The organism is Alcanivorax jadensis T9 (assembly GCF_000756655.1).
GTDB classification, from domain to species: domain Bacteria; phylum Pseudomonadota; class Gammaproteobacteria; order Pseudomonadales; family Alcanivoracaceae; genus Alcanivorax; species Alcanivorax jadensis.
In genome coordinates this window covers 25,186-49,439 of the sequence record NZ_ARXU01000004.1, presented here as the reverse complement: position 1 = coordinate 49,439, position 24,254 = coordinate 25,186, and the positions used below count along the sequence as shown (strand labels likewise).

Sequence of the window (24,254 nt, the reverse complement as noted above, 5' to 3'; positions counted from 1 at the left end):
CCCGCACAACTAGAAACTCAGCGCTGATCTGAGCCGATCAAGGAGCAACTCCGCATCAGGATCCCGGCAGAGCGCAAAACAGCCGACGCCATGCTCCCCCCAAAAACTGTTATTGGTCAGCATACTAATACCACTTTCACAGTCCGGCACCAGCAAGATAGATAGAACAGGTGTAGCATCACCCCTTCTTATAGAGTCCCGATAGATATGCGCCGACGCCATGGCATCAAGAATTCTGGATCGACTGACAGAGTACTTACTGTCCAAGCACATGAAGCGCTTTCCACTAAAGTCATCAACTTCTAAAAGCAGGTCCGGTATTCGCTGGCGTGACACAGAGCAATAGCCATAGCGGTTGCGACTTAGCATCGATCCACAAACCAGCTGAGAATAAAGCCGAATGGAAGCATCGCCATTTCGACCTGTCAGGCAATGATCAACCGTGCTTGAAGGCTGATCCAGCGACCAGCTGTATTCAGGAAACGCCGCCTCCAGAGCCTGCGCAAGAACGACAAAACACCAGCCTTCATAGATCGCCCATGTCGGCGCCAGATAGTGCTTCTCATCAGGGGAAAGCGAGTTGATTCCACGGCGAATAATTCGGCCGCCAGACTGATAAGCACGGAGATAGTGCGGATGACCAGAGACGGTATTCAGTCCGGCAACACCGCCCCGGTTTTCACTGGCATGACAGAACGGCTCCATGCGTGAATAGCGCAATAACTTCTGATCGATATCACGCAGGAATGCCAACTTTCTCGGCAACCGTGGCAACAGATCCGTTTCAGTATCTGACGTCCTGTCTTTCCAATCAGACAAGATCGCAGCCAAGGTCCTGACATGTCGCCTAACTGTATTCAGCTGATCTGCCATTAGACGATTAGCAGGATTATCCTGGGTTGGCTCATGAAATGGCACATCCAGATATTTTCCGGCGGGATCATGGAGCGGCTCGTCCCCCACGCCTGCAAATGCAGCCAGCAAGGCAGGATCACCCGCCAGCCGCCGCAAGGTGGCCACATCCACCCTGCGGGCCATCGACAACGGCACCTGCTCCCGATAGCTTTCAGGCCTAACTACAGGCCGTTCGCTGATTAGTTTTAGTCCGTCAAGATAACTTGATACATACTTCTTGAGGCGAAAATAGCGCAACCAAATAGACCGTGCATTATCTGACTGACCGGCCAGGCCATGCTTTCCTGGCTCGCTGCCCAGTACCAGCGATGGGGAGTACTCTACTATCGCGGAAAGGTATTCATGGAACTGATCCCGCCCGGACTTGTTTTCTGCAGGCGCCACATCTGCGACGTAACGCCAAAATCTGCTTTCGTCGGCCAGTTCAAGTTCAACCGTCACTTCACCGGAATAAAATCCCGGCTGCCAAATCCAGAATGCTTGCTGGCGATCCATTTCCAGCAAGGCGTCATCCACGTACAAGCGCGCACCACTGAAAGGCACCGCAATTTGATAACGGCCAAGCTCATATAAGCCTTGCAGTGTTGCCCTAACAGACAGACAGCCGACCTGAGTCAGCCCCCCTTCTGATTCGAGAAAGACAGGAAGTTCCATATCATCGCCAGAATCGCATCATGCCAATATCAGCAAGATCTGACTTTAGAGACTTCACTTTATTCACGCTGCGTTCCAGCCCATGCTGATCCAGGATCTTGATCGTCTCATCCATCGCCATCCGTAAACGCTCACTTTCCGTTCCACGCAACTTCGGCAGGACCCTGGCATAAACCACATCGTCCAGAGAATCGACAAACGAAAATCCTGAAGCCTGGCGGGCCAGAGAAAGGTAGGACAACACATCTTCCACTGTACGCCAGCCGAAATGCAGTCGCTCCGGGGCCAATGCATCAAGCAAGCCAGCAAGGCAGGCCTGTACAGTCGTCAATTCTTCTGCATCCAGCCCAAAACTGCCCCAGCGGGGATAGTCGTCCAGGCTAATATCCCAAAACTCCAGCGTGAAGGCACGATCCAGTACCTTGTCGGAAATCCCATGAGTCGTCTCATCCATGTTTACCGTGCCAATAATCGCCACATTGGCAGGAAACGGTATCTGGCCCGGCACACCATCAAAGCTATCCCCCTCATTGTGTAAACACAGATCCTCACCAGACTCCATTGCAGATAGCACAGGCGAAAAGTATTGCTCCGGATGGGACAAGTTCATCTCATCCAGAATCACCATAAAGGGCTGATCCGGACGATTCACTGCCTTTAGCAAAAAATCCAGAAGAGGTGATCTGACATAATGGTCCCTTTGCAGCGGATTGATATAGCCAAACAATGGAGAAGGGTCATACCAGCCCGGCTGAACAGCCATCACAAGCACATGATCCTCAGCTGGCAGAGCAAACTGAGCCATTACTGCCTGTCCATAGCGTTGCGCCAAAAGGGTCTTCCCAGAGCCAGACAAACCAGCGAGAATCGCGAAATGACGGCGCGGATTTGCCCACAACCCGACATGCAGCTGACTGACCAAACGGGGAGAAAATGCGAGACCATCGATAGTCGATGCAATCATCCTTTCCTGGTTGACACCCCGCATATCCAGTTTTGCGGCATCATCGACAGGAAGAACATCTTCACTAACGCTCTCTTTCGGCAGAAACTCTGGCTCCCAATCAATCTGGTTAGCCCAAAATCGGCCGGATTCAGTCAAGGCATAGTTTCCATCCCGGCAATCTTCTACCAGTTCGAAATCACGCATCCATTTAAGTAATGCGCGGGGTGCAAACTGCGACTTCCAGCCAGGGTTTACAGACTGAAGGAGATCAAGCAGCTCACTTACCTGAACCGGACCATTCTTCATGCGAATAAACAAATGATCGACGCCCAGGGTTCGGGTGATCAACAGGGGAACAAGTTCAGACGGATCGTTATCCAGAAGATACGACTCCCCCCTGCTTGTGGGAGTAAAGACGCCTCCCTCCTCCTGAACCACATAGAATTCATTCTTGAGAAGGCTAACAACGGTTCTCAAAGAAGCATCGCTGTAATCCGGAAACTCTCCCCGCAAAAAATCAATCAGCTCTTCCCGAGTGACCCCATCCACTACAAAACTGACCGCACTGGCCAGCATCGCCAATCCATTGCGTACGCTGTTAAGACCTTTTCGCCGCTGCAACGCTGGCAGTGGTCGCAACTCAATATCGCCCTGACTGTTAGCGGATTCAACTTCAGGCTCAGCGCTTTCCACTTGAACGTGAGCTTCGTATACCATCCAGGGTAAAGTCATACGGATGGCAAGCGCTTCGGTCGAGTCTTCGGCAGGGCCAAGAATCTGATCCAGCTTCGCCATCATGTCCAATTGACAGGCTAGCGGGCCGGGCTTCTTTCTGCGCTTTCCAAACCAGGCCCGATGACACTCAAAGGCCATCCGCCGGTAAGTGATGGTTGTAAAGTAACGGGGATAAAGCGCAGCCAAGGCCCGAAATATTTTCATCCACGGGACGCGCCGTGAATATTGCTTCAGCTTTTCTACTATCTGATTGAAAAAGTTCTGCAGAAACGCCTTTCTTGCATCAGGGCTTTCCGGCAATAGTTTGAAAGATTCCTCTGCCATCCATGAGCAGAACTCAGGATCATCCAGTGCAGCGCTGATATCAACAGTCCCCATTCCAATACCGGAAACAGGATTGTCTTCCCAAAGTCGACGCTGAAACTCATGCGTCTTTCGGGTATCAAGATCCGCCGCCCTGACATAATCAAGGAAATTGACAATATTGTTTACCCATCCTGCATTCACTTCCATCGGATCAATTTTCGCCAGCACCTCAGCAAGCTGCTGATCATTGCTCAAATCCATATGAGATTCTCCATTCGCAATCCCGTAATACACATCAACCAATTATTCTCAACCGCTGGAATCAATGACTGAGATCCAGCTATTCCCAACAGAGCTTCACTTTCCCCAACAACGCCCAGAATACACAACGGGACAGAAAGCCTGCACCAGCCTTGACTCGATGGCCTCCAGAACTGGTTCATCTCTATACAGAGGGCTCTTTATCCAAAGAGGAGGTTGATGGGTGAGGATATTTCCCATCTGGTGCACGATAACGCCCATCACTCCCTCATGCTCTGGCTTCATCAATTCTTTAACAATGGCTCCACCCAGCCGTGAGAAATCGCAGGGATAGCCCTGCCATATGGATACCACTCCAGGGACACCTTCCTTTTCATAGTAGGTCATGACCTGCTTGGAGCCTGCTTTCAGCCCATTCCCGATCAGCCGCCTGAGCAGAAAATTTTCACTTAACCCCGGCACAGTCATGAAGTCCAAATTGGCTGCCCCATCCAACAAAGCCAGCTTATATTCCTGGTGAGCAACCAGCACATTGCTCTTTCTCTTCTGCTTCAGGCTATTGATCAAGGCCACGAAAGGGGCTGCATCGATGGCGGCAGGCAGTGATGGCGGGGACAGGCTATCTGGATAGCCATAATCCCTGATATCAATCTCCTTATATCCGCTATCAAGAAACAGGCCATACGGCTCCGCGGCTTTCCTGAGATACTGGGGCCACGCCATCTGATAACCGCCAATCCATTGTTCGCCATCGGCTTCCTGAAGGCGCTTGCATTCGACGGTGAAGCGTCCGGCCTCTGTGCTCACGATCAGATCTGGCGTTTTCCCCATTCGAGAACGCGGCACTATGTATTCGGGTTCAAAACCCGGATGGGAAAAGACTTCCCCCATCAACATCTCCAGGTCCGCGGCTTCCCAGGTCGCGGGATTTTCATAGCCCTCCCTTACCCGTTTGAAGCCATGAACATTGCGGAGCAACTCATATTGCTTCGCCTTCGCTAGCAAGCTGCCGAATTGTGAAATCCCCTCTCCGAACACCAGTTTCTGGTAGACCGGATGTCTCGGGTAATCCTGGTTCTCTGCCTGCCAGCCCGCATCGAAAACACCTCTTAACACTGACATCAGTTTAGAGATCCGCGCATCCGATAGCGCAACCTGGTCACGCCAAACCGGCTTTTCCCACCAGCGGCTGTTCCATGCCAACTCAATGTCAGGAAGAGAGTCTCTAGCAGTCATGACTATCGCTCAAACCTTGAATCCGACTTCATTTCGCCTTCTTCCTTCCCCGCTTCACCGGCTTGGCCGCTACGCGTTCTGCCTTAATCTTTTCCAGCAGAGCTTCGGCGCTGTTTTTGCCGGTGATCAGGTCGGGATTGTCCTTGCGCCATTGTTCGGTGAGCTCACCGCGTAAGGCCTTGGCGAGGATGGATTGGGTGAGGTTATTGACCCGCTCCAGGGCGTTGTTGACCTGGGTTTCGATGGTGTCAGCGTAGGCGAAGAGTTGGTCTACGCGGCGGACGATTTCGGTTTGTTCGTCAAGCGGCGGGGCAATCAGGCGAAATTTTTTACATGCAGGCATGTAGATTGTTTTTACCGTTGACCCTTGCCCCGATATTGTCAGGTGATCTTTGGCCGCCATAAAAGCATACATCAGGTAATAATTATTGAGCTCAGGACTACATATCCAATTCACGAAGTGCTGCGTCGTTGCCATTTCACAGCCCATGATTGTCGTATAGCCCACAGAGATATCACGGGAGAAACAAACAGTGCCCCTTGGAAGAATTCGCGCACTGGAATTCTCTATCCCTTTCATATTGGGCATGAACTTTGTTTTCTCAATTACCCTGCCATGAGCGGCCCGAATATCCTGAAGGCTAATCCAAGGAACATCACCATTTTCCCAATAATCCGTTCTAGACTTTCTTGGGGTATGGCCAGACTCCAGTTTTGCCAAATCAACCAAATCATTCCAAGCCCACCCTTCAGGCACCTCCTCATACTCTCGACCAATAGTGATTGGAGGCTGCTGGAATGAAATTGCGTTTGTTCCTCGCCACTCTTCCGTCAACTTCCCGCTCACGGCGGCGGCGAGGACGGATTGGCGGAAGCGTTTGAGGATTTTCGGGATGCGTTCGAGGCGGGCTTTGGTGCTTTCCACCTGGGCCAGCAGGGTGTCGAGTTTTTCGGCGATGGTTTTTTGTTCGGCTCGCGGCGGGATAACCACCTCAATCAAAGACAAATCTTTTGTGCTTATATTAAGCTGAGCAGCTCCTTTAGCTGACCTCTGAATTTCTCTCTGAACCAAGTCTGACCGAGTTAGGTGATAAATATACCTACTATCCATTTTTACCGATGGAACTAGCCGTGCAACACGCTGATTCAATACGGCAGGCAAATGCTTTTCTCTAATTGTTGCAACACGCCCCACATTCCCTGTGAGAGACATAAGCATATCCCCACACCGGAGCATGAATTTCTCTGCGCCGAGCTGTTCAATATTGACGTAGGCAGGATTATGAAGCGATATGCCGTCTGCTTGTACGTTGCCGATTCTGATAACAAATGCACCATCATCACAATAAGTGCTGCTTTTAAAAGCAAATCCATTTTGAAAACTAACTATCTCACCGAGGGGGGACCGAATCCACTCAAGGGGTTTGACTGCCTCTGTCATAATTGCCGCTCCCCAAGAACCTCCTTCAGCAGTATTCTTTGCCCATCAGCCTCCTCTTCTGCCCCCAACTCCCGCATCAAGCCATCCAGCTCTCCTAACGCCTGCACCAACTCACTCATGGCTTCCCCGGCCAAAACTTCCGGTTCAGGCAGGTTCGCCGCGTCCACACTGTCACTGTCCTTGAGCCAGGCAATATCCAGCGAGTCGCCCTTGTGGTTGGCGATCCATTCGCGGGTGAAGCAGCGCCAGCGGCTTTTGATGAGTTGTTCGTCGGCGTCCTGGTTTTCTTCGGCTTTTTTTGCATCGGCGCTTAGATCAATTTCTTCAGCGTTGAAGCTGTATTCGCCTTCGGTGCGGTTTTGTGGGTAGGCGGCTTGCGCCGCGCCCCCCTCTCCCCCGGCCCCTCTCCCCGCAGGGGCGAGGGGAGCAAAAACAGACTCGAAGGGTTTGAGGTGTTGTTCGCCGAAGGGGGTGCGTTTGCCGAAGCTGGGCATGTTGGTTCTGAGGTCGTAGACCCAGACGTTTTCGGTGCAGTTTTCTTCTTGCAGCTTGTCTTTGGCGCTGCCTTTGGTGAAGAACAGTACGTTGGTTTTGACCCCCTGGGCGTAAAAGATGCCGGTGGGCAGGCGCAGGATGGTGTGCAGGTTGCACTTGTTCATCAGGTCGCGGCGCACGTCGGTGCCGACGCCAGCTTCGAACAGCACGTTATCCGGTAGCACTACGGCGGCGCGGCCACCGGGTTTGAGGTTGCGGTAGATGTGCTGCAGGAAGGCGAGCTGTTTGTTGCTGGTCTTGTAGGTGAGGTCATCTCGGGTGATGGAGGCTTCGCCGCCCTTGGCGGTGCCGAAGGGCGGGTTGGCGAGGATGATGTCGGCCTTGTCGAGGCTCTGGCCGACCATACCCAGGGCATTACCCAGGTGAACCACACCCTCTTTGTCGCCTTCCATGCCATGGAGCAGGCAGTTCATCAAGGCGAGGCGGCGGGTGGAGGGCACCAGCTCCACGCCGATGAAGGCCTTGTTCTTTTGAAACTTGGCATCCTTGGCGCTGAGATCGAGATAGTCATCGGTTTGTTCGCGCATGTACTGATCGGCGGCCACCAGGAAGCCGGCAGTGCCGGCGGCCGGGTCCTGAATGGTTTCGCCGATTTGCGGCCGGATGCAGCGCACCATGGAATCGATCAGGGCGCGGGGAGTGAAGTATTGCCCGGCGCCGGATTTGGTTTCGTTAGCGTTCTTTTCCAGCAGGCCTTCGTAGAGATCGCCGAGGCCATCCTTCTGGGCGCTGAACCAGTCGATCTGGTCCAGGGTCTTGATCATCTGCTCCAGATGGCGGGGCTCGCGCAGGCGGGTCTGGGCGTCGGCGTAGATGGCGCTGATGAGCGGGTCTTCGTGGACCGGCTTGCCGTCGTTGTCCTTGCCGGTGGAAAGGCTGAGCAGGATGCGCTTGTAGTCGTTGAGCAGGTTGATGCCGGATTTTTCGTTGAGATCGGTCCAGCGGCACCCTGGCGGCAGTGGGTGGTTTTTCAGGGTGCCCGCTTCGGTGTTTTCGTGAACCATTTTGATAAACAGCAGCAACACTAGCTCGGTAACGTAGTCGGAGTAGTTGATGCCGTCGTCGCGGAGGACGTCGCAGAGGTTCCAGAGTTTCTGGACGATATCGTTGTTAGTCATGAAGGTGTTTCCGTTATTCCATTGGCGTTATGCGTGCTCGATGAGCAGTTCGCACAGCGGCTGGTTGATGTAGTAGTTGGCGCGACCAATCTTTTCCTTGTGCAGGAAGCCATGGTCGACCAGCAGATCCAGGTAGCGGGTGGCGGTAATTCGGCTGACACCCAGATCGTTCATTACGAAGTCGATTTTGGTATAGGGGTGATTGAACAGGTTGTTGAGTAGCTCCTGCCGATAAATCTTGGGCAGCTCTTCACGCATGCGGTGCTTGTAGTGCTGCATGAGCTGCTTGATCTGATTAATCAACTGGATGGTGGTCTGGGAGGTTTGCGCGACGCCTTCCAGCATGTAGAGCAACCAGGGCTCCCAGTTACCGGTATCCCGCACGGCCTGTAGCTGGGCATAGTAATCGCCCTTGTTGCGGATGATGTAGCGGCTGAGATAAAGCACCGGCAGATCCAGCAACCCCTTGGCCACCAGGTAGAGAATATTGAGGATGCGCCCGGTGCGGCCATTGCCATCGTAGAAGGGGTGGATACTTTCAAACTGGTGGTGAATGACCGCCATTTTCACCAGCTCATCGGCATCACAGCAGCCGTCATCGTTGATGTACTCCACCAGGTTGTTCATGAGTGCATCGATGTCGTTGGCATCCTGCGGCGGAGTGTAGACCACTTCCCCGGTCTGTGAGTTTTTCAGCTCGGTGCCCGGCAGTTTACGAAAGCCTGCCTTGTTGCGCTCCAGCTGTTGCTGCACGGCGATGATGTCGTGAAGACGGAGCAACCGCTGGGTGCGCGCGACCCGAAAGCCTTCCTGCAGGGCAAAGGCGTAGTCCTGCACTTCCTTGGCGGCGGGGTTCGTGACCGCTTCGGCAAACAGGTTGGCCTTGTAGAGCTCATCGTGAGTGGTGACGATGTTCTCGATTTCGGAGCTGTCCTTGGCCTCTTGCAGGGTGAGGGTGTTGATCAGGATGGCTTCGTTGGGGATGGTGGCAGCCACCCCTTTGAGTTCGGCCAGATAACGGTGCGCCTCTGCGGTTTTCTTGAGCACGGCGCGGGTTTCGAAGCGCTCGATATCCTCAAGAGGCAGCGGGGTGACGGTGGTCATGGGTGGCGCTCCGTTTCGGCCGTTTCCTATAGGTATCGCGATATCAGGTATAGAAACTCGCAATTTGCTATACATATTCGCATAGTTATATATAGAAAATTCGGTTTTTTATATATATCAGCCTGCATCCTGGGGTGGCCAGATCGCCTCCCCCAGCTCATCCAGCACCGTATCCAGCTGATTTTCCAGCACTTTATCCAGCATTTTGACGCCACCCTGCTCGCCAAAACGCTGGTTAACGAAGTCCCGGTCGATGATGACTTCGTGGACCAGCTGCTTGGCCAAACGCTCCAGCCACTTGAGTTGGTTAGGGGCCCAGCTGTGCTGAGCGTAGATGCGGTCCATGGCTTCGGTGACACGCTGCTCGAAGGGTTTGAGGGCTTCGCCCAGGGCGGCGCGGCGGATATGGCCGACAATGCTGGCGGCGATGTCCTTGTTGGTCTGGTTGCGCACGGCGCTTTGCAGCTTGGCTTCGGTGTAGCCGTTGTTGTCTAGTAGCAGGCGCACTTCCTTGAGTTGCTCACGGGTGAGGTCGCGGGGCTTGTTGACCACCACGGCCAGGGCCGCGGACTCATTGAGCTGGTGCTGGATGAACTGGTTGAAGCTGTCCAGGTAATCTTCCGGGCGCTGGTACTTGCCGTAGCTCTGAGTGCGGTCTTTCAGTTCATCGTCGTGATCGGAGATCAGCGGCATGCGTTCGCTGCCGAGCAGCACTTTGACTTCCGCCAACTGGTCGATCAGGCCGCCATGCTGCTGCAGGAAGGCGGCAGCCTGTTTGGGGCCGAGATCGTGCAGGTGTTTGTGGAGAGTTTTCGGCTCCACGCCCCACAGCTGCTCCAGTTCGCTGAGCTTGGTTTTGACCTGGGGGTTGGTGTCCGCCTTTTGTCCGGCCTTGCGCAGCACCTGCATGAGTTTTTGGCTGAGCTGGCTGAGCACCACGTCGGCATGGCTTTCGTCCTGCTGTTCGCCGGGGGCGTTAAGGGCCTGCTCCAGGGTGTCCGGGTTGGCCAGTTCGTTGACCAGCTGCTCCAGGGTGATGTTCGGGTCTTTCACCAGGGGCTTCATGGTGTTCACATCATCCAGGGCGGCGTAGATATCCACCGGGTCGTAGATGCGGAATACGGTCTTGCCGATGTCGTCGCAGCGGCGGGTGGCGCGGCCGATCATCTGTTCGTAGAGGATGCGCGAGCGCACCCGACGCAGGAATACCAGGTTGCAGATAGCGGGTACGTCGATGCCGGTGGTGAGCAGATCCACAGTGATGGCGATGCTGGGGTAGCGCTCGTTCTTGTACTGGCTGATCAACTGGGACACCTTGTCGCTCTGCCCGGTGATCTTGGCGACGGCGGCCTGGTTGTAAGTGCCGTTGTAGAGCGCTTTGAAGGCATCATCAAGCAGGCGTTTGACCATGTCGGCGTGGCGATCAGTGGCGCAGAAGATCATGGTCTTTTCATCACCGAAGGGATCCAGTTCTTTCACCAGTTGTTCGCAGATCACCCGGTTGAAGTTTTCGTTGATGACCTGCTTGTTGAAGGTGTCGACCTCGAAACTCACTTCGTCTTCCAGCTCGGCGGTTTCCACGGCGCCGCTCCGGGTGTTGATGACGGACACTTTTGTACCCTTGTCGAACTTGATGCCTTCCTGGGTGAGCTGGGTTTCATAGCGAATGGGCGGCTCGTGGTCGATGAGCCAGTCGTCGGCTACGGCTTCCCGGTAGGAATAGGTGTAGACCGGTTTGCCAAAAATGTCGCTGGTGTGTTTGGCCGGGGTGGCGGTGAGGCCGACTTTGACAGCATCAAAGTAATCCAGCACCCGGCGGTAGCTGGACAGATACTGGCTGGCATCGCGGGTGGCCAGTTCGCCTTCGGTCATTTCCTGGTCCAGGGTGTACCCCCGGTGGGCTTCGTCGACGATGATGCAATCATAGGCATCCACCGGCGGCGGCGTGTCGCTCATGAACACGCGTTTGACCATGGCCTGCACGGTGGCGACTTGCACACGAGTTTCCGCTTCAGCAGCCATGTCGCCCAGCTCGGCCACGTTATAGATTTTGGACAGTGTCTGGTTCTGTTCCAGGGGGGCTTCATTGAAGGCATCAATGGCCTGCTGGCCTAGCGCTGAGCGATCCACCAGAAAGAGAATGCGCTTGAAACGTTCCGCTTTCAGGAAGCGGTACATCAAGCCAATAACGGTGCGGGTTTTACCGGTGCCGGTGGCCATGGCCAGCAGAGCCCGTCGGATGTCCCGTGACAGGGCGTCTTCCACCGCATGGATAGCTTTTACCTGGTAGTCGCGCAGTTTCAGGTAGCCGAAGGGTTCGCTTTGCAGCGCCTGCTCGGCTTTTTCCTTGCTGCGTTTGAGCTGATCCAGCAGGCCTCCCGGGGTGTGGAATTTGGGTAGTGCGCGCTTGGTGTTGCTGGGTGCGCGGACATCCCGAAACCAGGTGCCGGACTGCTCTGCCAGCTGCGGCACATAGGGGCGACCATTACAGGAATAGACAAAGGGCACGTTGTAGTGCGCGTCATTATCATCGGGCCAAGCGATGGTACGCCCTGCCAGCTCGAAGGCGGGCACTAACGGTGCCGCAATCTGAAAGCCCTTACTGTAGCGTTCTGCCTGGCGGATCTTGCCCGCCACATTGGTGTTTTCCTTTTTTGCTTCGACCACGGCGATGGGGGTAAGGCCTGCGAACAGCACATAGTCAGCGCGGCCTTTCTTGCCCCCATAGGTGGTGGGCCATTCTGCGATGGCCCGGTTATGGCCTTTCTCCGGTCGGGCACCTTTCTGGTAGGTGAGTTCTTCGCTGTCGGCTTCCCAGCCTTCTTCCTGTAGCTGGTTATCGATGAGTACGCGGGTCAGGGCTTCATCCAGCACGATTTCCTTGCTGGCGGCCTGGGTCTGGGTGGCCACGTACTGCATCTGGCTGGAGGCCGCTTTCTCGCCCTGCTCTTTCAACTGCTGCTGCAGGGTCTGGATGGTTTTTTCGTAATCTTGCTGTTGCTGCTTTAGCGCGGCTTCATGGTCTTCTGCCTGTTTGGCCAGAGCGCGAGACTCTTCATCCATGGCCAGCGCCAGGGCTTCATATTCCGCTTTTTCTTTTTCGATCAGGTCATTGAGCTGCTGACTGGAACCCAGGCTGACGTTGGCTTCCTGCAGCTCATGCTGGAGTTTTTCGATTTCCACCTGTAGCTGGCGCTGCTGAGTACTGGGGTCTTCGGGGGGCGTGAAGGGGCCTGGTTTGAAACCGGCTCCCGCCTTGCCGAAAGCACGGTGGAACCAGATAGCCAAAGCGCGTGCCACTTTCAGTCCATCCATGGCTTCGCGGTGCTGGGTGCGGAACTGGTGGGTGGCCTTGTTACCCTCGATACGCAGGGTGTGGAACAACTCTCGCACCACCGGTTCGAAGCGCAGCTCGCGATTCAAGCGATAGAGCAGGTCCGCCTGGGAGGTTTGTTCATCAAAATCGACACCGGCACGTGCTGCCAGATGCTGGGTAATGGCTTCCGCAAACTGACGCAGCTTGATCAGGGTGGTGTTGGGGTCACTGGCAAAGGCCCGCTCCGCCGACGCCGCCAGCTCCACGAACAGTGGGTCGTGCTCTTGCAGGAAATCGAAATTGGTCGAGGTGGTTCCCTGATTCAATGCTGCCCCCAAATCCTTTCAGGTGCCGGTTTAGTGTCCCTGTCACCAGCGATATCAGCCACCACCCTGGCAGCCTGAAGTTTATTCATATTTGCTGTGAACCTTATCACAAGGCCACAGGGCTGCCAGCTTTCTCTGGCTACTTTTCGCATCTGGCTGGGCGCTTTCGAATCACACTACTGGTCTAGACCAGGTCACGCGTTTTGAGAGCCGCTATTCTCTTCTATACCCCTTACGTGCGTTACGTCCCCGAATTCCTACGGCGGGGCTAGAAACCGGCATGAGAGACACTTCACCCATAAGTCGGCGATCTCAGGAGCAATCAATGTCGAAAGAATGGCAAAATTTCGACATGGTCAACCAGTATGTCGATTGAATCGACATCCGCAAGGCGCTGAGTTGTCACAAATTTTGTGACAACTGGGACTTTCGCTTGCGCATTTTTTAACGAAAACCGGGGCCTTTGCGGCCGATTTTGAGATTTTGCGGGTGAAATAGTGAGGTTTTCTTGAACGTGGGCGTTTCGGACCTCGAGAGGTGTTATTCGCTGAGCTCACCCTTTGGGCCGCACGGAACGACGTGCGTTACTTCGCTACGCTCCGTTCCTGGCGCAGGATTAGCCTTTGGTGGAGCTGCCGGATTTCAGGCACAAAAAAGCCCGGCTGTTTCCAGCCGGGCTTTTTTGTATCTCGATTGGTCGGGACGGGAGGATTCGAACCTCCTACCCCTTGCACCCCATAAAGGTTACAGCTTGTCCGTCGCCGTCCAACAGAATCTATAAACCATTAAATATCAGTAAGTTAGTTAAAAATACATCTTTGCATTGTCCAACAACGTCCACTAGAATCCACCGAAAGCGATTGAGAAACGGTGACGGAACGGTGACGAGATTTCGGAGCATACATGGGCATCATCACAGATAGACACCTCACTCCAAAAGACCCCAAAGATGCCTGGCTAACCGAAGACGGCCCACGTGGGCATGGTCGATTCATGGTCAGACTTCAGCCAAACGGGAAGCATCTCTTCTACTTCCGTTACAGTGACCAGACAGGTAAACGCCAGTTTCACCCGCTTGGAGTTTACTCACGCACTGGCACCACCGGGCTCACTCTCAAGCAAGCCCGCACCCAAGCCAGCGAGTTATCGCGGCTCTACGTCTCAGGCATCAAGAACATTGGAGAGCACCTTAACTCAGAACGGGCCGCTCGAGAGGCCGCTAGGCAAGCAGAGCTATCACGCCTTGAGCAAGAAGCGGCACAAAAAGAGGCCGAGGCCGCTGCACTGGCTTCTCGGCAAACCGTTTCCCAGCTCTTTGAGCGATGGATGGAAATTGACGTGTCACACCGGAAAGACAAGGGTACAGAAGTCCGGCGCATGTTCGAGAAGGACGTTCTCCCCCTCATTGGCCAAGTCTTTGTCGCAGACATCCGTAAAGGGCACATCACTCAGGTGACAGATGCCATGGCGGCACGGGGTGTCACCCGCATGGTGAAAGTCGTATTCAGCCTGATGCGACAGATGTTCCGCTTTGCCGTGGACCGAGACATCATTGAATTCGACCCCAGCAGCAGTATTCGGAAAGCCAAAATCGGAGGTAAGGAGACTGAACGTGACCGAGTGCTATCCGAGGACGAGATTCGACAACTGACAAACGCCCTACCCTCTGCCAACCTGCTGAAAACCTCTGAATTGGCTGTCTGGATAGCACTTTCCACCTGTTGCCGCATTGGTGAACTTCTGGCGGCACGCTGGGAGTATATTGACCTAGAGCAAAGAACTTGGCTTATTCCTGCCGAAAACAGCAAGAACGGCAAGCCTCATCAAGTACACCTGTCAGCCTTTTCTGTCAGTTTCTTCCAACAGCTGCAGGAAATGACAGGCCTGTCCCCATGGTGCTACCCGAACAGAGCGGAAACCGGCCCTCTCTGCTCAAAAACCATAACCAAGCAGCTTTCTGACCGACAGCGCCCGTCAAATAGTGGCACCATGAGCAATCGCACTAACAACGCGCAAGCTCTTTGTTTACCCGGTGGCAAGTGGACACCTCACGACCTTCGCAGAACCGGCGCAACCATGATGACCGCTCTAGGCGTACTTCCTGAAGTCGCAGAACGCTGCCTGAACCACACCGAAGAAAATAGGGTTAAAAGGACCTATCAACGCCATAGCTATACCAAGGAATGCAGCGAGGCTTGGGAGAAATTGGGCTCCCGGCTCCAGGATCTGACAGAACCAAGATGATAGCTGATGCGTTAAATGGGAGTTTTCGCTCCAAGTGACATCTAGAGCTCAACTAAGCATTCAGGCTACCTACTCTTTCTATGAAGAATATACTCACATATTTGACCCACGCCTAAATAACACGCCTATTATTGAATTCTGACAGCCAGCAATCGACATTAGTCTAAACAGGATTGGGCAATTTTCCGCAAAATAGTCGCTTTCCTCACCATAGATCAATTCCCCAGCGTTTTACCAAGAAAGCAAGCAGAGCAAAACAAAATACGGTCAAAAAAGCTGACACTAATAAAGCCAGCCAAAATCCCCAGCGCTCAAGCATTGCTGGGAATAAGGCGAACATGGGCAGCGTTGGGAGCACATACCAAAAGGTATACCAAGCATGATTGGCCAGTTTGGCAGTGGGTTGGCCCTCAAAATAAAGCCACACCAAGACCATTAGTGTAACGACAGGCAGTGACGCCAATAGCGCCCCCACCCTATCACTCTGCTTAGCTAGCTCGGAAACCAAGACTATAATTGCGGCTGATACTAGGTATTTAATGACTAGCATTGACATAATTTTTCCTCCTGATTCCCTAGCCTAATATCAATCAATTCCTTTGAACTCACCAGTGAAGTTTACGTCGTACACGTTACCCGTGTTGGACATAAGTATATAAAGCGTTCGCTCCTCATCTTCATGATTCATAGCCACAATGTAATATCCGGGGCCAGATTTACTGATACCCACGCTCTCGTCGGGGATCTCTCTCCAGCTTTCGTCCAGTTTGCCAAATCCCATACCCCGATCTTCCTCGGTGAGCTCGACAGCCACATACTTGGCTACTTCCTCCGCCTGATCGGCGGTTACCGTGGCATGCCCTCCGCCGTGAGAAAACACCGGCGAGGCAAAACTCAAGGCCATCATCGTCATCAAGATTTTCATCCATCTCATAACATTTTCCTCATAAAAACAGATCAAATTTATTAATGTACATGGGCTTCGCCGTCACCATGGGCGTGAGGATTAGAGGCACTGTTTGGCAACTCCTCCGGCTCACGACCCTCTGTTTCAACCTCACCGTTAACACTATCCTCTGCATCCAAATCAAAGCGCTTCTCGTACCCGGACAGCGGAGAATTAGCAACCCCCATGTCTTCATGAGTATGCTGGTGATCATCCTTGTTCAGCGGAAATTCATCAGGATTGCTTGAGTGTAGATATCCATGCAGCTGCATCAACAGCAACAGCAACCCCAACACCATCAGCAGCCCATTGGTCGCTTGACTGAAGCGTTTGAACGATGCCATGCGGCGCCAACCAGACAATAAAAACAACATGATGGCCAGCGCAGCAATCTGCCCCAACTCTACGCCAACATTGAAAGCCAGGATGCGAAAAACCAAACCATCTTCTGCCAGAGGTAATTGCTGCAATCGCGTCGACAGTCCAAACCCGTGAATAAGACCGAAAGCGAAAACCATCCACATTAAGTTTGGTGACTTCATCTTCAGATAAGTCTTGAAACCGCCAAGGTTATCAAACGCCTTATAGCAGATAGTCAGAGCGATAACCGCATCCACTAGGTAGTAATTCGCCTGAATACTATAGAGGGTGGCAAACACCAGAGTAATCGAGTGGCCAATGGTAAACGCGGTTATAAAACGAACAATGTCACTGAAGCGGGTCAGAAAGAACACCACGCCGAACAGAAACAGTAAATGGTCATAGCCTGTGACCATGTGCATCGCTCCAAGCTCAATGTACTCCATGAAACCGGCATTGAGCGCCCTCGCCTTATCCTCTGCTGACATGCCATGCCCCATGGCGATGCTGCTTGCCAAAATGGATAGAAGACCAATCCAGTATTTCAATTTCACAACCTAAACTCCCTTGTTGTTGATTTGCTGCGCTGCCTTCCCATTGACCAGCCGGTACAGGGCTGGCAGGACAAATAGCGTTAGCAAGGTAGAAGAAATAATGCCGCCAATAACGACAGTCGCCAGTGGTCGCTGAACCTCAGACCCGATACCCGTATTCAGCGCCATCGGCACAAAACCCAATGATGCCACCAGTGCGGTGGTTATAATTGGCCGTAATCTGGTCACCGCGCCTTCAATAATCGCGTCATCCAGCGTTACACCTTCATGCATCAACTCACGGATAAACGACACCATTACCAACCCATTGAGGATGGCAATACCCGAGAGCGCGATGAAACCCACAGCTGCAGAAATGGAAAAGGGGATATCTCTGAGAAACAGCAGTAGCACACCGCCCGTCAACGCTAGCGGCACACCAGTAAAGATCACGAGTGAATCCTTGATAGAACCCAGTGCAAAATACAGCAGCGCCACAATCATCAACAATGTCAGTGGCACAACCAGCGTCAGTCGCTGACTAGCAGATTGCAGTTTTTCATAGGTGCCGCCGTATTCCACCCAGTAACCTGCCGGCACCTGTACGGTTTCATTGATGGCTTCGCGAATTTCCTCCACAAACGAACCTAGATCTCGGCCACGCACATTAGCGGTGACGACCACCCTACGCTTGCCATTTTCACGGTTTACTTGGTTGAATCCATCAACCAAGTCAATACTAGCCAGCTCGCGCAAGGGAATCGAACCGAAACCAGGAACCTGAATAGGAAGATATCCCAAGCCTTCCATGTCGGTTCGATATTTTTCAGCCAGTCGAACGACGATATCGGCTCGACGATCACCCTCATAGAAACGCCCTGCCACTTCACCCCCTAATGCTATAGACAACTGGGATTGCAGCGTTGACTTATCTAGGCCATACGACGATAACACTGACTCCTTAGGTGTAATCGTCAAAACAGGTAGGCCAGTTACTTGCTCCATCTGAATGTCCGCAGCCCCGTCTATTTCAGACACCACACTTTCAATCTGCTTTCCCACAGCCTCAAGCTGTTTGAAGTCATCACCGAATACTTTAATAGCCAGCTCCGCGCGAACACCGGCCAGCAGCTCGTTAAAGCGCATCTGTATCGGTTGCAGAAATTCATAACGACTACCCGGAACAGTATCGACGATGGCAGATAAATCCTCGACGACTTGCGCCTTGGATTTCCCTGGATCTGGCCACTGATCCCTAGGCTTGAGAATAATGAAGTTGTCCGCAACGCTTGGTGGAACGGCATCGGTTGCCACATCGGCTGTGCCAATTTTGGCGAAAACTCTCTCCACTTCAGGCATCTTCCGGATTTTTTCTTCCAGCGTTCTCTGCATCGAAATTGCCTGACCAAGGGAGGTTCCAGGGATGCGAAGGGCATGCATAGCAATATCCCCTTCATCCAAATTCGGCACGAACTCACTGCCAAGACGACTGGCCATAAACATTGATACGAGCACAACGAATACAGCTAAAGAGACAACCACCATACGTAGAGCTACGGCTTTTTTTACCAGACGTTGGTAGCCATTTCGCAACCCTATCATGGCTCTATTTTCCTTCTCTTCCACTCCATTGCGAAAAAGCAAAGCTACACAGGCAGGCACAAACGTTACTGACAACAACATGGCGCTAGCCAAGGCTATGATCACTGTCAGCGCCATGGGGTGAAACATCTTCCCTTCTACGCCGGACAAGGAAAATATCGGAAGATAGACGGCGGTAATGATAAAGACACCAAACAGTGCAGGCCGCATCACCTCTTTGGTTGCCGTAAAGACAATAACCAGACGCTCTTTCTGACTTGGTGACGACCCCGCCCCCTTCGCTTGGCTCAGTCGGCGCAGGCAATTCTCCACGATGATGATTGCGCCATCCACCAGCAAACCAAAATCTAGCGCACCCAGGCTCATCAAATTTGCACTTACTCGCGCATGTACCATGCCAGTAATGGTCATTAACATGGCGATGGGAATCACAGCAGCAGTTAGAAGCGCTGCACGAACATTACCCAGCAAAAGGAACAGGATAACGATGACCAGCAACGCCCCTTCCAATAGGTTTTTTTGTACAGTTTCCAGGGTTTTTTCTACCAGACCGGTGCGGTCGTAGACAGCGGTGGCGGTAATACCTTCCGGTAGGCCAGCCTTGATTTCCTCAAGCTTTTCACCCACTGCGCTAGCGACCGTTCGGCTGTTTTCACCGACCAGCATAAACACCGTACTCATTACCACTTCGCGGCCATTCTGGGTTGCCGCTCCCGAACGTAATTCCAGCCCCTCTTCTACCGTAGCCACATCCTTAAGTCGTAACCGACTGCCATCCTCTGCCGTCACAAGGGTATTGGAAAGAGCCTCAAGTGAGACAACTTGACCCGGCACCCGCAGCAACCATTGAGAGCCGTTCTGCTCTACAAATCCCACACCACGATTTTGATTATTGGCCTCCACAGCCTCTACGATCTGTTGCTGACTGATACCGGCTGCAAGTAACTTACCCGGATCAAGAGCCACCAAAATTTCCCGCTTATAGCCCCCAATGGGGTTCACCTCAACAACACCGGGCACACGCAACAATTGCGGGCGAATGATCCAATCATGCACTGAACGCAGGTCCGTGGGTGTAATGGAATTGCCCTGTGCATCAACGGCACCGGGTTCCGCATCCACCGTAAACATAAAGATCTCACCCAGCCCGGTAGCGATTGGCCCCATCTCTGGTTGCAAACCCATAGGCAGATCTGAACGGGCACCTGATAACCGCTCACTTACTAGTTGTCGAGCAAAGTAGACGTCAGTGTCGTCACTGAAAATTGCTGTTACTTGAGATAAGCCATAACGGGAGACCGAGCGGGTATATTCGAGCCCAGGTAGGCCAGCCAACGTGGTTTCAATCGGATAGGTAACCCGCTGCTCAACTTCCAACGGGGTATATCCCGGCGCCTCAGTATTGATCATCACCTGGACATTTGTGATATCCGGCACCGCGTCAATCGGCAAGCGACTGAAATTCCACAATCCAAGAAAAGACAGAAGAGCGACAACCACCAGCACCAAACGGCGGCGCTGGATGGCGTGTTGAATTATGATTTCTAGCATATCTACAGGCCTTTAGTGATCGTGGGAAGCGCCGGACTTTTCGACATCGGCCTTGAGAAGGAAGCTGTTCTCACTGACATATTCGGTGCCGGGCTTCAAACCACCGAGCACCTCCACCCACTCTTTATCCTGGCGACCCAGCTCCAGCATGCGCACCTCATACTGCTGCCCTACCTTGGCAAACACTACGGTAAAATCCCTGAATCCCTGCAACCCAATACATTTCACAGCAAGGTCGACCGGATGCTTAGCCACTTCGATTTCAGCAGCCACAAATTGCCCCGGCTTCCAGCCTAAAGGAAGCTTGTCTAGTTTTATTAGCACGTTCTGGGACTGGCCTGAGACAGCCATAGGTTCAATAAAGATCACCTCGCCAGACACCGGCGTCTTGCCACCTGCCTGCTTCAACATGACCCGGTTACCCTCTTTTACCCGCTGGCGGTCAAGAGGATAGACCGCGACTTCTGCCTGGGTTTGCTCGATATCTACTATGACGGCCAAGATACGTTCTCCGGTCGCCTCACCAGCCCCCCCATCCATAAAAGCGATCACACCGGGCATAGGGGCACGCAATGAGTAAGACCGTAGGCTATCGTTACTTTCGATAGTAAAAAGAATATCTCCACGGGAAACCGTATCACCAAGTTTTTTGTGCACACGGACAATCTGTCCTTTAAAACGAGCTCGCAGCTCTCGCTTTCCAGAAGGAGGAAGCTTCAGCTTTCCGTAGGCAGAAATAGTCTCATGCAAGAGAGCGGGACCAGCGACCTCCGTGACAACACCCATGGAGTCAGCGACTTCTTGATCGATGGTTGTGCGGCCTTCAAAACTGTCATACTGCCATTGGTAGTTCTTCCCCTGATATTGCGCGGTTACCGTCACCTTGAATGAATGAGGCTCATATATTTCCATATCTCCGCGCAAAAACGACTCCTGAACAGTAAAACCGATTTCATCACGCACGCCGCCAAGCCGTGTCAGCACAACCTCAAGTTCCACTACTTCCGGATCCACTGCCTTACCATCGTCAGTTATCCAGGCGCGATACTCTGGCGGCACTCCGGTCTCAAAGATAGCCAGCTCCACCACAAAATTTCCTTCGCGAAGCATCAGACCGTTATTGGGTCCCTTATCAGGCTCGGCCTCTTTATTTTCAACAGCACCAGCAGCAATACCAACAGTAGGGAGAATCGCCAATAGACAAACCACTAACAGCAGACCAATATTTTTTATTGCTACTTTCATTAATTTTTCTCCTTACTGTTTGCAGAGAGAGATATTCCGGTGAGACGTTCAATTTCTGTGAGATTAACGTGGGAGCTCAACTGCGCACTGATCAACGCCAATCGAGCATCCAGCAATTCCTGTTTAACGGATTGCCATTCCAGATAAGTAAAACGGCCGACCGAATATGCTTTATTTGCCTCAGCCACCGCCTTCTGTAGCCGAGGAATAATTTCTTCATGCAAGGTGCTGGTCTGATGCCGGCTGTGCTGTAAGGCTTGATACAACTCAAACAGCCTGGCTTTTAAACGCGATTCCTCGCTGATCGCCATGGCTTGATTGACTGATCGTTTAGCCTGCAATTCGCTGACCCTTACTTCATTGCGCCGATTTTTACCCAGAGGAATCGCAACACCGGCCACTACGCCAAAATCATCTGTCGCCTCATAGCGACGGACACCCGCAGAAAAGCGCCAACTTGCAAGCGCATCAGACTTGGCTATCGCCATCTCCGATTCATTCACCCTGGCTCGGGTTAGGAAGATTTTGACTCTAGGGCTGTCTTTGAGTCTGACTTTCAGATCCTCCATGGAAACCAGCGTCTGATTTGTCTGAAGCTGTCCGAGGAGCTCAAAGTCCGCTGAATCACTGTTACCCCATTGCGCTGCAAGCTGCTGACGGGCTATCGCCAGCTCATGCTCCAGGTCTTCCACATCAAGTTCACGGCGACGCAATTCCACCTCTGTACGCAGGACATCCACTCGGGATGCCCCCCCTGCCCGACCACGGCGACGTATCTCTTCAAGAGATTGGGCCGCACTGTCTCTTGCCCCTTCGGCTACAGCCAATCGTTCCTGGTAAGACAGCGCAGTGAGAAATGCTTGTGCGGTACGCGCTCCTACATCAAATCGCTGGCGCTCAAGCTCGATGGTAACCAGAGACTGGCGCGCTTCAGCGGCGCCGACCCGACTATCTATCTGTTTACCTTCCAAAGCCCAGCTCAGACTCAAGGTCGCCTGGGCGCTGTCAGCCCCTTCGTAGACACCGCTACCGAGCGCATCTTCTACTTCGAACTGGACTTCGGTAGCGGTTCTTAATTTGGCTTGGTTAATTTGTGCCTGTGACGCGCCAGCACGAAATGACATGGCTTCCAGTTGCGGATGCTGAGTGAGGCTGCGCTCAATAGCTTGCTGTAGAGTCAGCGAGGCTGCCGCCGCATCCTCCACTAAAGCGGTCTGACCTATCAGCAGTAAAATGGGCAGCATCAAGTGCGTAAAACACCGATTGGCAATCGGTTTTTTACGCGTAAAAAAAACAGAAATCCAGCTCATCTGAACTCTCTCAATGAAGGAAAAGGGTTTCGAATAAATGATGGAGCACGTCAACACCGGCCGCGCTGCTTAATGTTGCAGAAATAGCAAGCACTACAACAGTCACCACAGGCAAAGCACGATATTCACTGACGCCTAGCAGGTGATGAACACGCCGTTCAACCGCATGGCGGGCAAAATAGCTATATGCATCATCTGCTTGCCTGTCTTGAGCGTTTACGGCGATTTTCTCCACCTGGAGTAACGCCTGAGCGATAATTGCAGGCTGGGGATAGCGCTGCACAACCCACTCATCAGCCAACTGTTCAATCGCCAGCTCAAACTCGGCCTGCAGGAAACGGCGTACACCGGGGGGATACAGGCACGTCAACAGGGAGAAGGCGAACTTGGCCAACGGATCGCGGCGACAAATATGAGCCTGCTCATGAAGACTAATAACCCGCCGCTCTTTCGCACTGATTCTGGAGGCAAGGCCTCGAGTAATATAGGCCTTGGGACTCCACAAACCGGCCACAAACGCCATTGGCACAGGGGTGTCTAGTTCTGCTAGTCCATCTTTGTCGCGCTCACTGAGCAGTCCGAGAAGTTGCTGACGCTGAACTTCGGACACCCCTTGCCAGCCCCTCCAAGCAAACAAGGCCAGCAGCCCAATAAGGCAAAAAAGCAAGAATACCCCATGCCAGGATGCGGGCGAGAAAAGATAGGCATGATGCCAATGAATAATGTCGGCCAGCCACAGGTTCGCTTGAGGCTTCCACTCAGGGAGGTAGGAAAGCAACGCTGCAGCCACCCCGGCAAACAGCGGAAAAACGGCAAAGGCCCAAAGTAGGTTTCTTCGTATAGCCAATTGATAGTGCGGCAGACGACTGGCAACCAGACGAACCAGCAGACTAGCCATCATCGTTCCTGTGACCATTCCCAATATCAGGATCGTCAACAAGTGAAGAAACAACGCCGGATAGCCGAATATCATCAGCAACTACTCTTCGAGTCGGCAGCCCGGCGCGCTTCAATCAGCTTTTCCAGGGCCGAAACCTGATCATCCGACAGCTTTTCAGAAAAGGTGCTGAAAGCTGCAATAAGGGTACTGCCAGGATCCGCACTGTAATCTTCGCCAATTTCTTCGATAAGCTTGGCGATAAAAGCTTGGCGATCCATGGCTGCACTATATTGAAAGGCATGCCCTTGTTTTTCACGGGAAAGGAGCCCTTTTTTGAACAATCGATCCAGCGTGCTCTGGATAGTATTCAAGGTACCTCCGCGCTGCTTCTCGAAATGCGCATAGACAGACTTTGCGTCTGCCGTCCGCCCCTTCCAGAAGTATTGCAAGACTTGCTTTTCTAGTTCACCCAGCTGCATGAATCCTAACCACTTAGAGATTATCAATCTGGTAATCAGACTGACACACCTAAAACCGATCGTCAATCGGCTTTTGTATGACTAGCTCCCTCTCCCACCATCACACGGACAAATTTTGTCTTTAGCACCTGTAACCCCCCGCCGATTATTAGTGTCAGATCAGCACTGATCTGACACTAAGCAGGGTGCCA

At 52.9% G+C, this 24,254-nt stretch carries 16 protein-coding genes; 1 reads left to right on the top strand and 15 read right to left on the bottom strand.

What is annotated here, in order from left to right; translation table 11 throughout:
• Nucleotides 1-9: 9 nt before the first annotated feature.
• From T9A_RS07035 to hsdR, 7 genes are all read right to left on the bottom strand, one after another.
• A complete protein-coding gene (locus T9A_RS07035) occupies nt 10-1,569 on the bottom strand; it encodes a nuclease domain-containing protein (RefSeq protein ID WP_035246395.1) in 1,560 nt (519 codons plus the stop codon).
• Nucleotide 1,570: 1 nt separating this feature from the next.
• Nucleotides 1,571-3,817 carry an McrB family protein gene (locus T9A_RS16585; RefSeq protein ID WP_052042584.1) on the bottom strand — a complete coding sequence of 749 codons (2,247 nt, stop codon included), beginning with the start codon at nt 3,815-3,817 and terminating at the stop codon, nt 1,571-1,573.
• 96 nt (nt 3,818-3,913) lie between these two features.
• Complete coding sequence (locus tag T9A_RS07025) at nt 3,914-5,053, bottom strand: hypothetical protein (RefSeq protein ID WP_035246394.1); 1,140 nt, start codon at nt 5,051-5,053, stop codon at nt 3,914-3,916.
• Between the two features lie 28 nt (nt 5,054-5,081).
• Nucleotides 5,082-6,494 (bottom strand): restriction endonuclease subunit S, encoded by a 1,413-nt coding sequence (locus T9A_RS07020; protein ID WP_052042582.1) that lies wholly within the window; start codon nt 6,492-6,494, stop codon nt 5,082-5,084.
• A complete protein-coding gene (locus T9A_RS07015) occupies nt 6,491-8,167 on the bottom strand; it encodes a class I SAM-dependent DNA methyltransferase (RefSeq protein ID WP_035246393.1) in 1,677 nt (558 codons plus the stop codon). Before T9A_RS07015 ends, T9A_RS07020 begins: the two co-directional genes overlap by 4 nt.
• Nucleotides 8,168-8,194: 27 nt before the next feature.
• On the bottom strand, nt 8,195-9,271 hold the full coding sequence (locus tag T9A_RS07010) for a Fic family protein (protein WP_035246392.1): 1,077 nt from the start codon (nt 9,269-9,271) through the stop codon (nt 8,195-8,197).
• Nucleotides 9,272-9,388: 117 nt separating this feature from the next.
• The gene (gene hsdR / locus T9A_RS07005; protein WP_035246391.1) at nt 9,389-12,913 is read right to left on the bottom strand and encodes a type I restriction-modification system endonuclease; all 3,525 of its coding nucleotides are present in this window, start codon (nt 12,911-12,913) and stop codon (nt 9,389-9,391) included.
• Nucleotides 12,914-13,816: 903 nt separating this feature from the next.
• Between hsdR and T9A_RS07000 the strand changes: the two genes are divergently transcribed.
• Nucleotides 13,817-15,157, top strand: a complete 1,341-nt coding sequence (locus T9A_RS07000; RefSeq protein WP_007150272.1) for a tyrosine-type recombinase/integrase — start codon at nt 13,817-13,819, stop codon at nt 15,155-15,157.
• A 205-nt stretch (nt 15,158-15,362) separates the two neighbouring features.
• On the opposite strand, the gene T9A_RS06995 is transcribed toward T9A_RS07000, so the two are convergent.
• The 8 genes from T9A_RS06995 to T9A_RS06960 are packed head-to-tail and all read right to left on the bottom strand — an operon-like array spanning nt 15,363 to nt 24,063.
• Entirely contained in the window at nt 15,363-15,713 is a 351-nt protein-coding gene (locus T9A_RS06995) for a DUF3147 family protein (RefSeq protein WP_035246388.1), read from the bottom strand.
• 30 nt (nt 15,714-15,743) lie between these two features.
• The gene (locus T9A_RS06990; protein ID WP_035246386.1) at nt 15,744-16,091 is read right to left on the bottom strand and encodes a DUF6488 family protein; all 348 of its coding nucleotides are present in this window, start codon (nt 16,089-16,091) and stop codon (nt 15,744-15,746) included.
• A 32-nt stretch (nt 16,092-16,123) separates the two neighbouring features.
• Complete coding sequence (locus T9A_RS06985; protein ID WP_007148867.1) at nt 16,124-17,017, bottom strand: HupE/UreJ family protein; 894 nt, start codon at nt 17,015-17,017, stop codon at nt 16,124-16,126.
• A gap of 3 nt (nt 17,018-17,020) precedes the next feature.
• Nucleotides 17,021-20,149: an efflux RND transporter permease subunit gene (locus T9A_RS06980; protein WP_035246384.1), complete on the bottom strand. Its 3,129-nt coding sequence runs from the start codon at nt 20,147-20,149 to the stop codon at nt 17,021-17,023.
• A 12-nt stretch (nt 20,150-20,161) separates the two neighbouring features.
• Nucleotides 20,162-21,394 (bottom strand): efflux RND transporter periplasmic adaptor subunit, encoded by a 1,233-nt coding sequence (locus T9A_RS06975; protein ID WP_035246382.1) that lies wholly within the window; start codon nt 21,392-21,394, stop codon nt 20,162-20,164.
• Complete coding sequence (locus tag T9A_RS06970; protein ID WP_052042580.1) at nt 21,394-22,704, bottom strand: TolC family protein; 1,311 nt, start codon at nt 22,702-22,704, stop codon at nt 21,394-21,396. Before T9A_RS06970 ends, T9A_RS06975 begins: the two co-directional genes overlap by 1 nt.
• A 10-nt stretch (nt 22,705-22,714) precedes the next feature.
• Nucleotides 22,715-23,677: a M56 family metallopeptidase gene (locus tag T9A_RS06965; protein WP_035246380.1), complete on the bottom strand. Its 963-nt coding sequence runs from the start codon at nt 23,675-23,677 to the stop codon at nt 22,715-22,717.
• Nucleotides 23,677-24,063: a BlaI/MecI/CopY family transcriptional regulator gene (locus T9A_RS06960; protein ID WP_007149039.1), complete on the bottom strand. Its 387-nt coding sequence runs from the start codon at nt 24,061-24,063 to the stop codon at nt 23,677-23,679. Before T9A_RS06960 ends, T9A_RS06965 begins: the two co-directional genes overlap by 1 nt.
• Between the last annotated feature and the right edge of the window lie 191 nt (nt 24,064-24,254).

Bases quoted from the DNA above. Each gene is read 5' to 3' on its own strand.
- T9A_RS07035 (WP_035246395.1), bottom strand. From the start codon at position 1,569: ATGGAACTTCCTGTCTTTCTCGAATCAGAAGGGGGGCTGACTCAGGTC.
- T9A_RS16585 (WP_052042584.1), bottom strand. From the start codon at position 3,817: ATGGATTTGAGCAATGATCAGCAGCTTGCTGAGGTGCTGGCGAAAATT.
- T9A_RS07025 (WP_035246394.1), bottom strand. From the start codon at position 5,053: ATGACTGCTAGAGACTCTCTTCCTGACATTGAGTTGGCATGGAACAGC.
- T9A_RS07020 (WP_052042582.1), bottom strand. From the start codon at position 6,494: ATGACAGAGGCAGTCAAACCCCTTGAGTGGATTCGGTCCCCCCTCGGT.
- T9A_RS07015 (WP_035246393.1), bottom strand. From the start codon at position 8,167: ATGACTAACAACGATATCGTCCAGAAACTCTGGAACCTCTGCGACGTC.
- T9A_RS07010 (WP_035246392.1), bottom strand. From the start codon at position 9,271: ATGACCACCGTCACCCCGCTGCCTCTTGAGGATATCGAGCGCTTCGAA.
- T9A_RS07000 (WP_007150272.1), top strand. From the start codon at position 13,817: ATGGGCATCATCACAGATAGACACCTCACTCCAAAAGACCCCAAAGAT.
- T9A_RS06995 (WP_035246388.1), bottom strand. From the start codon at position 15,713: ATGTCAATGCTAGTCATTAAATACCTAGTATCAGCCGCAATTATAGTC.
- T9A_RS06990 (WP_035246386.1), bottom strand. From the start codon at position 16,091: ATGAGATGGATGAAAATCTTGATGACGATGATGGCCTTGAGTTTTGCC.
- T9A_RS06980 (WP_035246384.1), bottom strand. From the start codon at position 20,149: ATGCTAGAAATCATAATTCAACACGCCATCCAGCGCCGCCGTTTGGTG.
- T9A_RS06975 (WP_035246382.1), bottom strand. From the start codon at position 21,394: ATGAAAGTAGCAATAAAAAATATTGGTCTGCTGTTAGTGGTTTGTCTA.
- T9A_RS06970 (WP_052042580.1), bottom strand. From the start codon at position 22,704: ATGAGCTGGATTTCTGTTTTTTTTACGCGTAAAAAACCGATTGCCAAT.
- T9A_RS06965 (WP_035246380.1), bottom strand. From the start codon at position 23,677: ATGATATTCGGCTATCCGGCGTTGTTTCTTCACTTGTTGACGATCCTG.
- T9A_RS06960 (WP_007149039.1), bottom strand. From the start codon at position 24,063: ATGCAGCTGGGTGAACTAGAAAAGCAAGTCTTGCAATACTTCTGGAAG.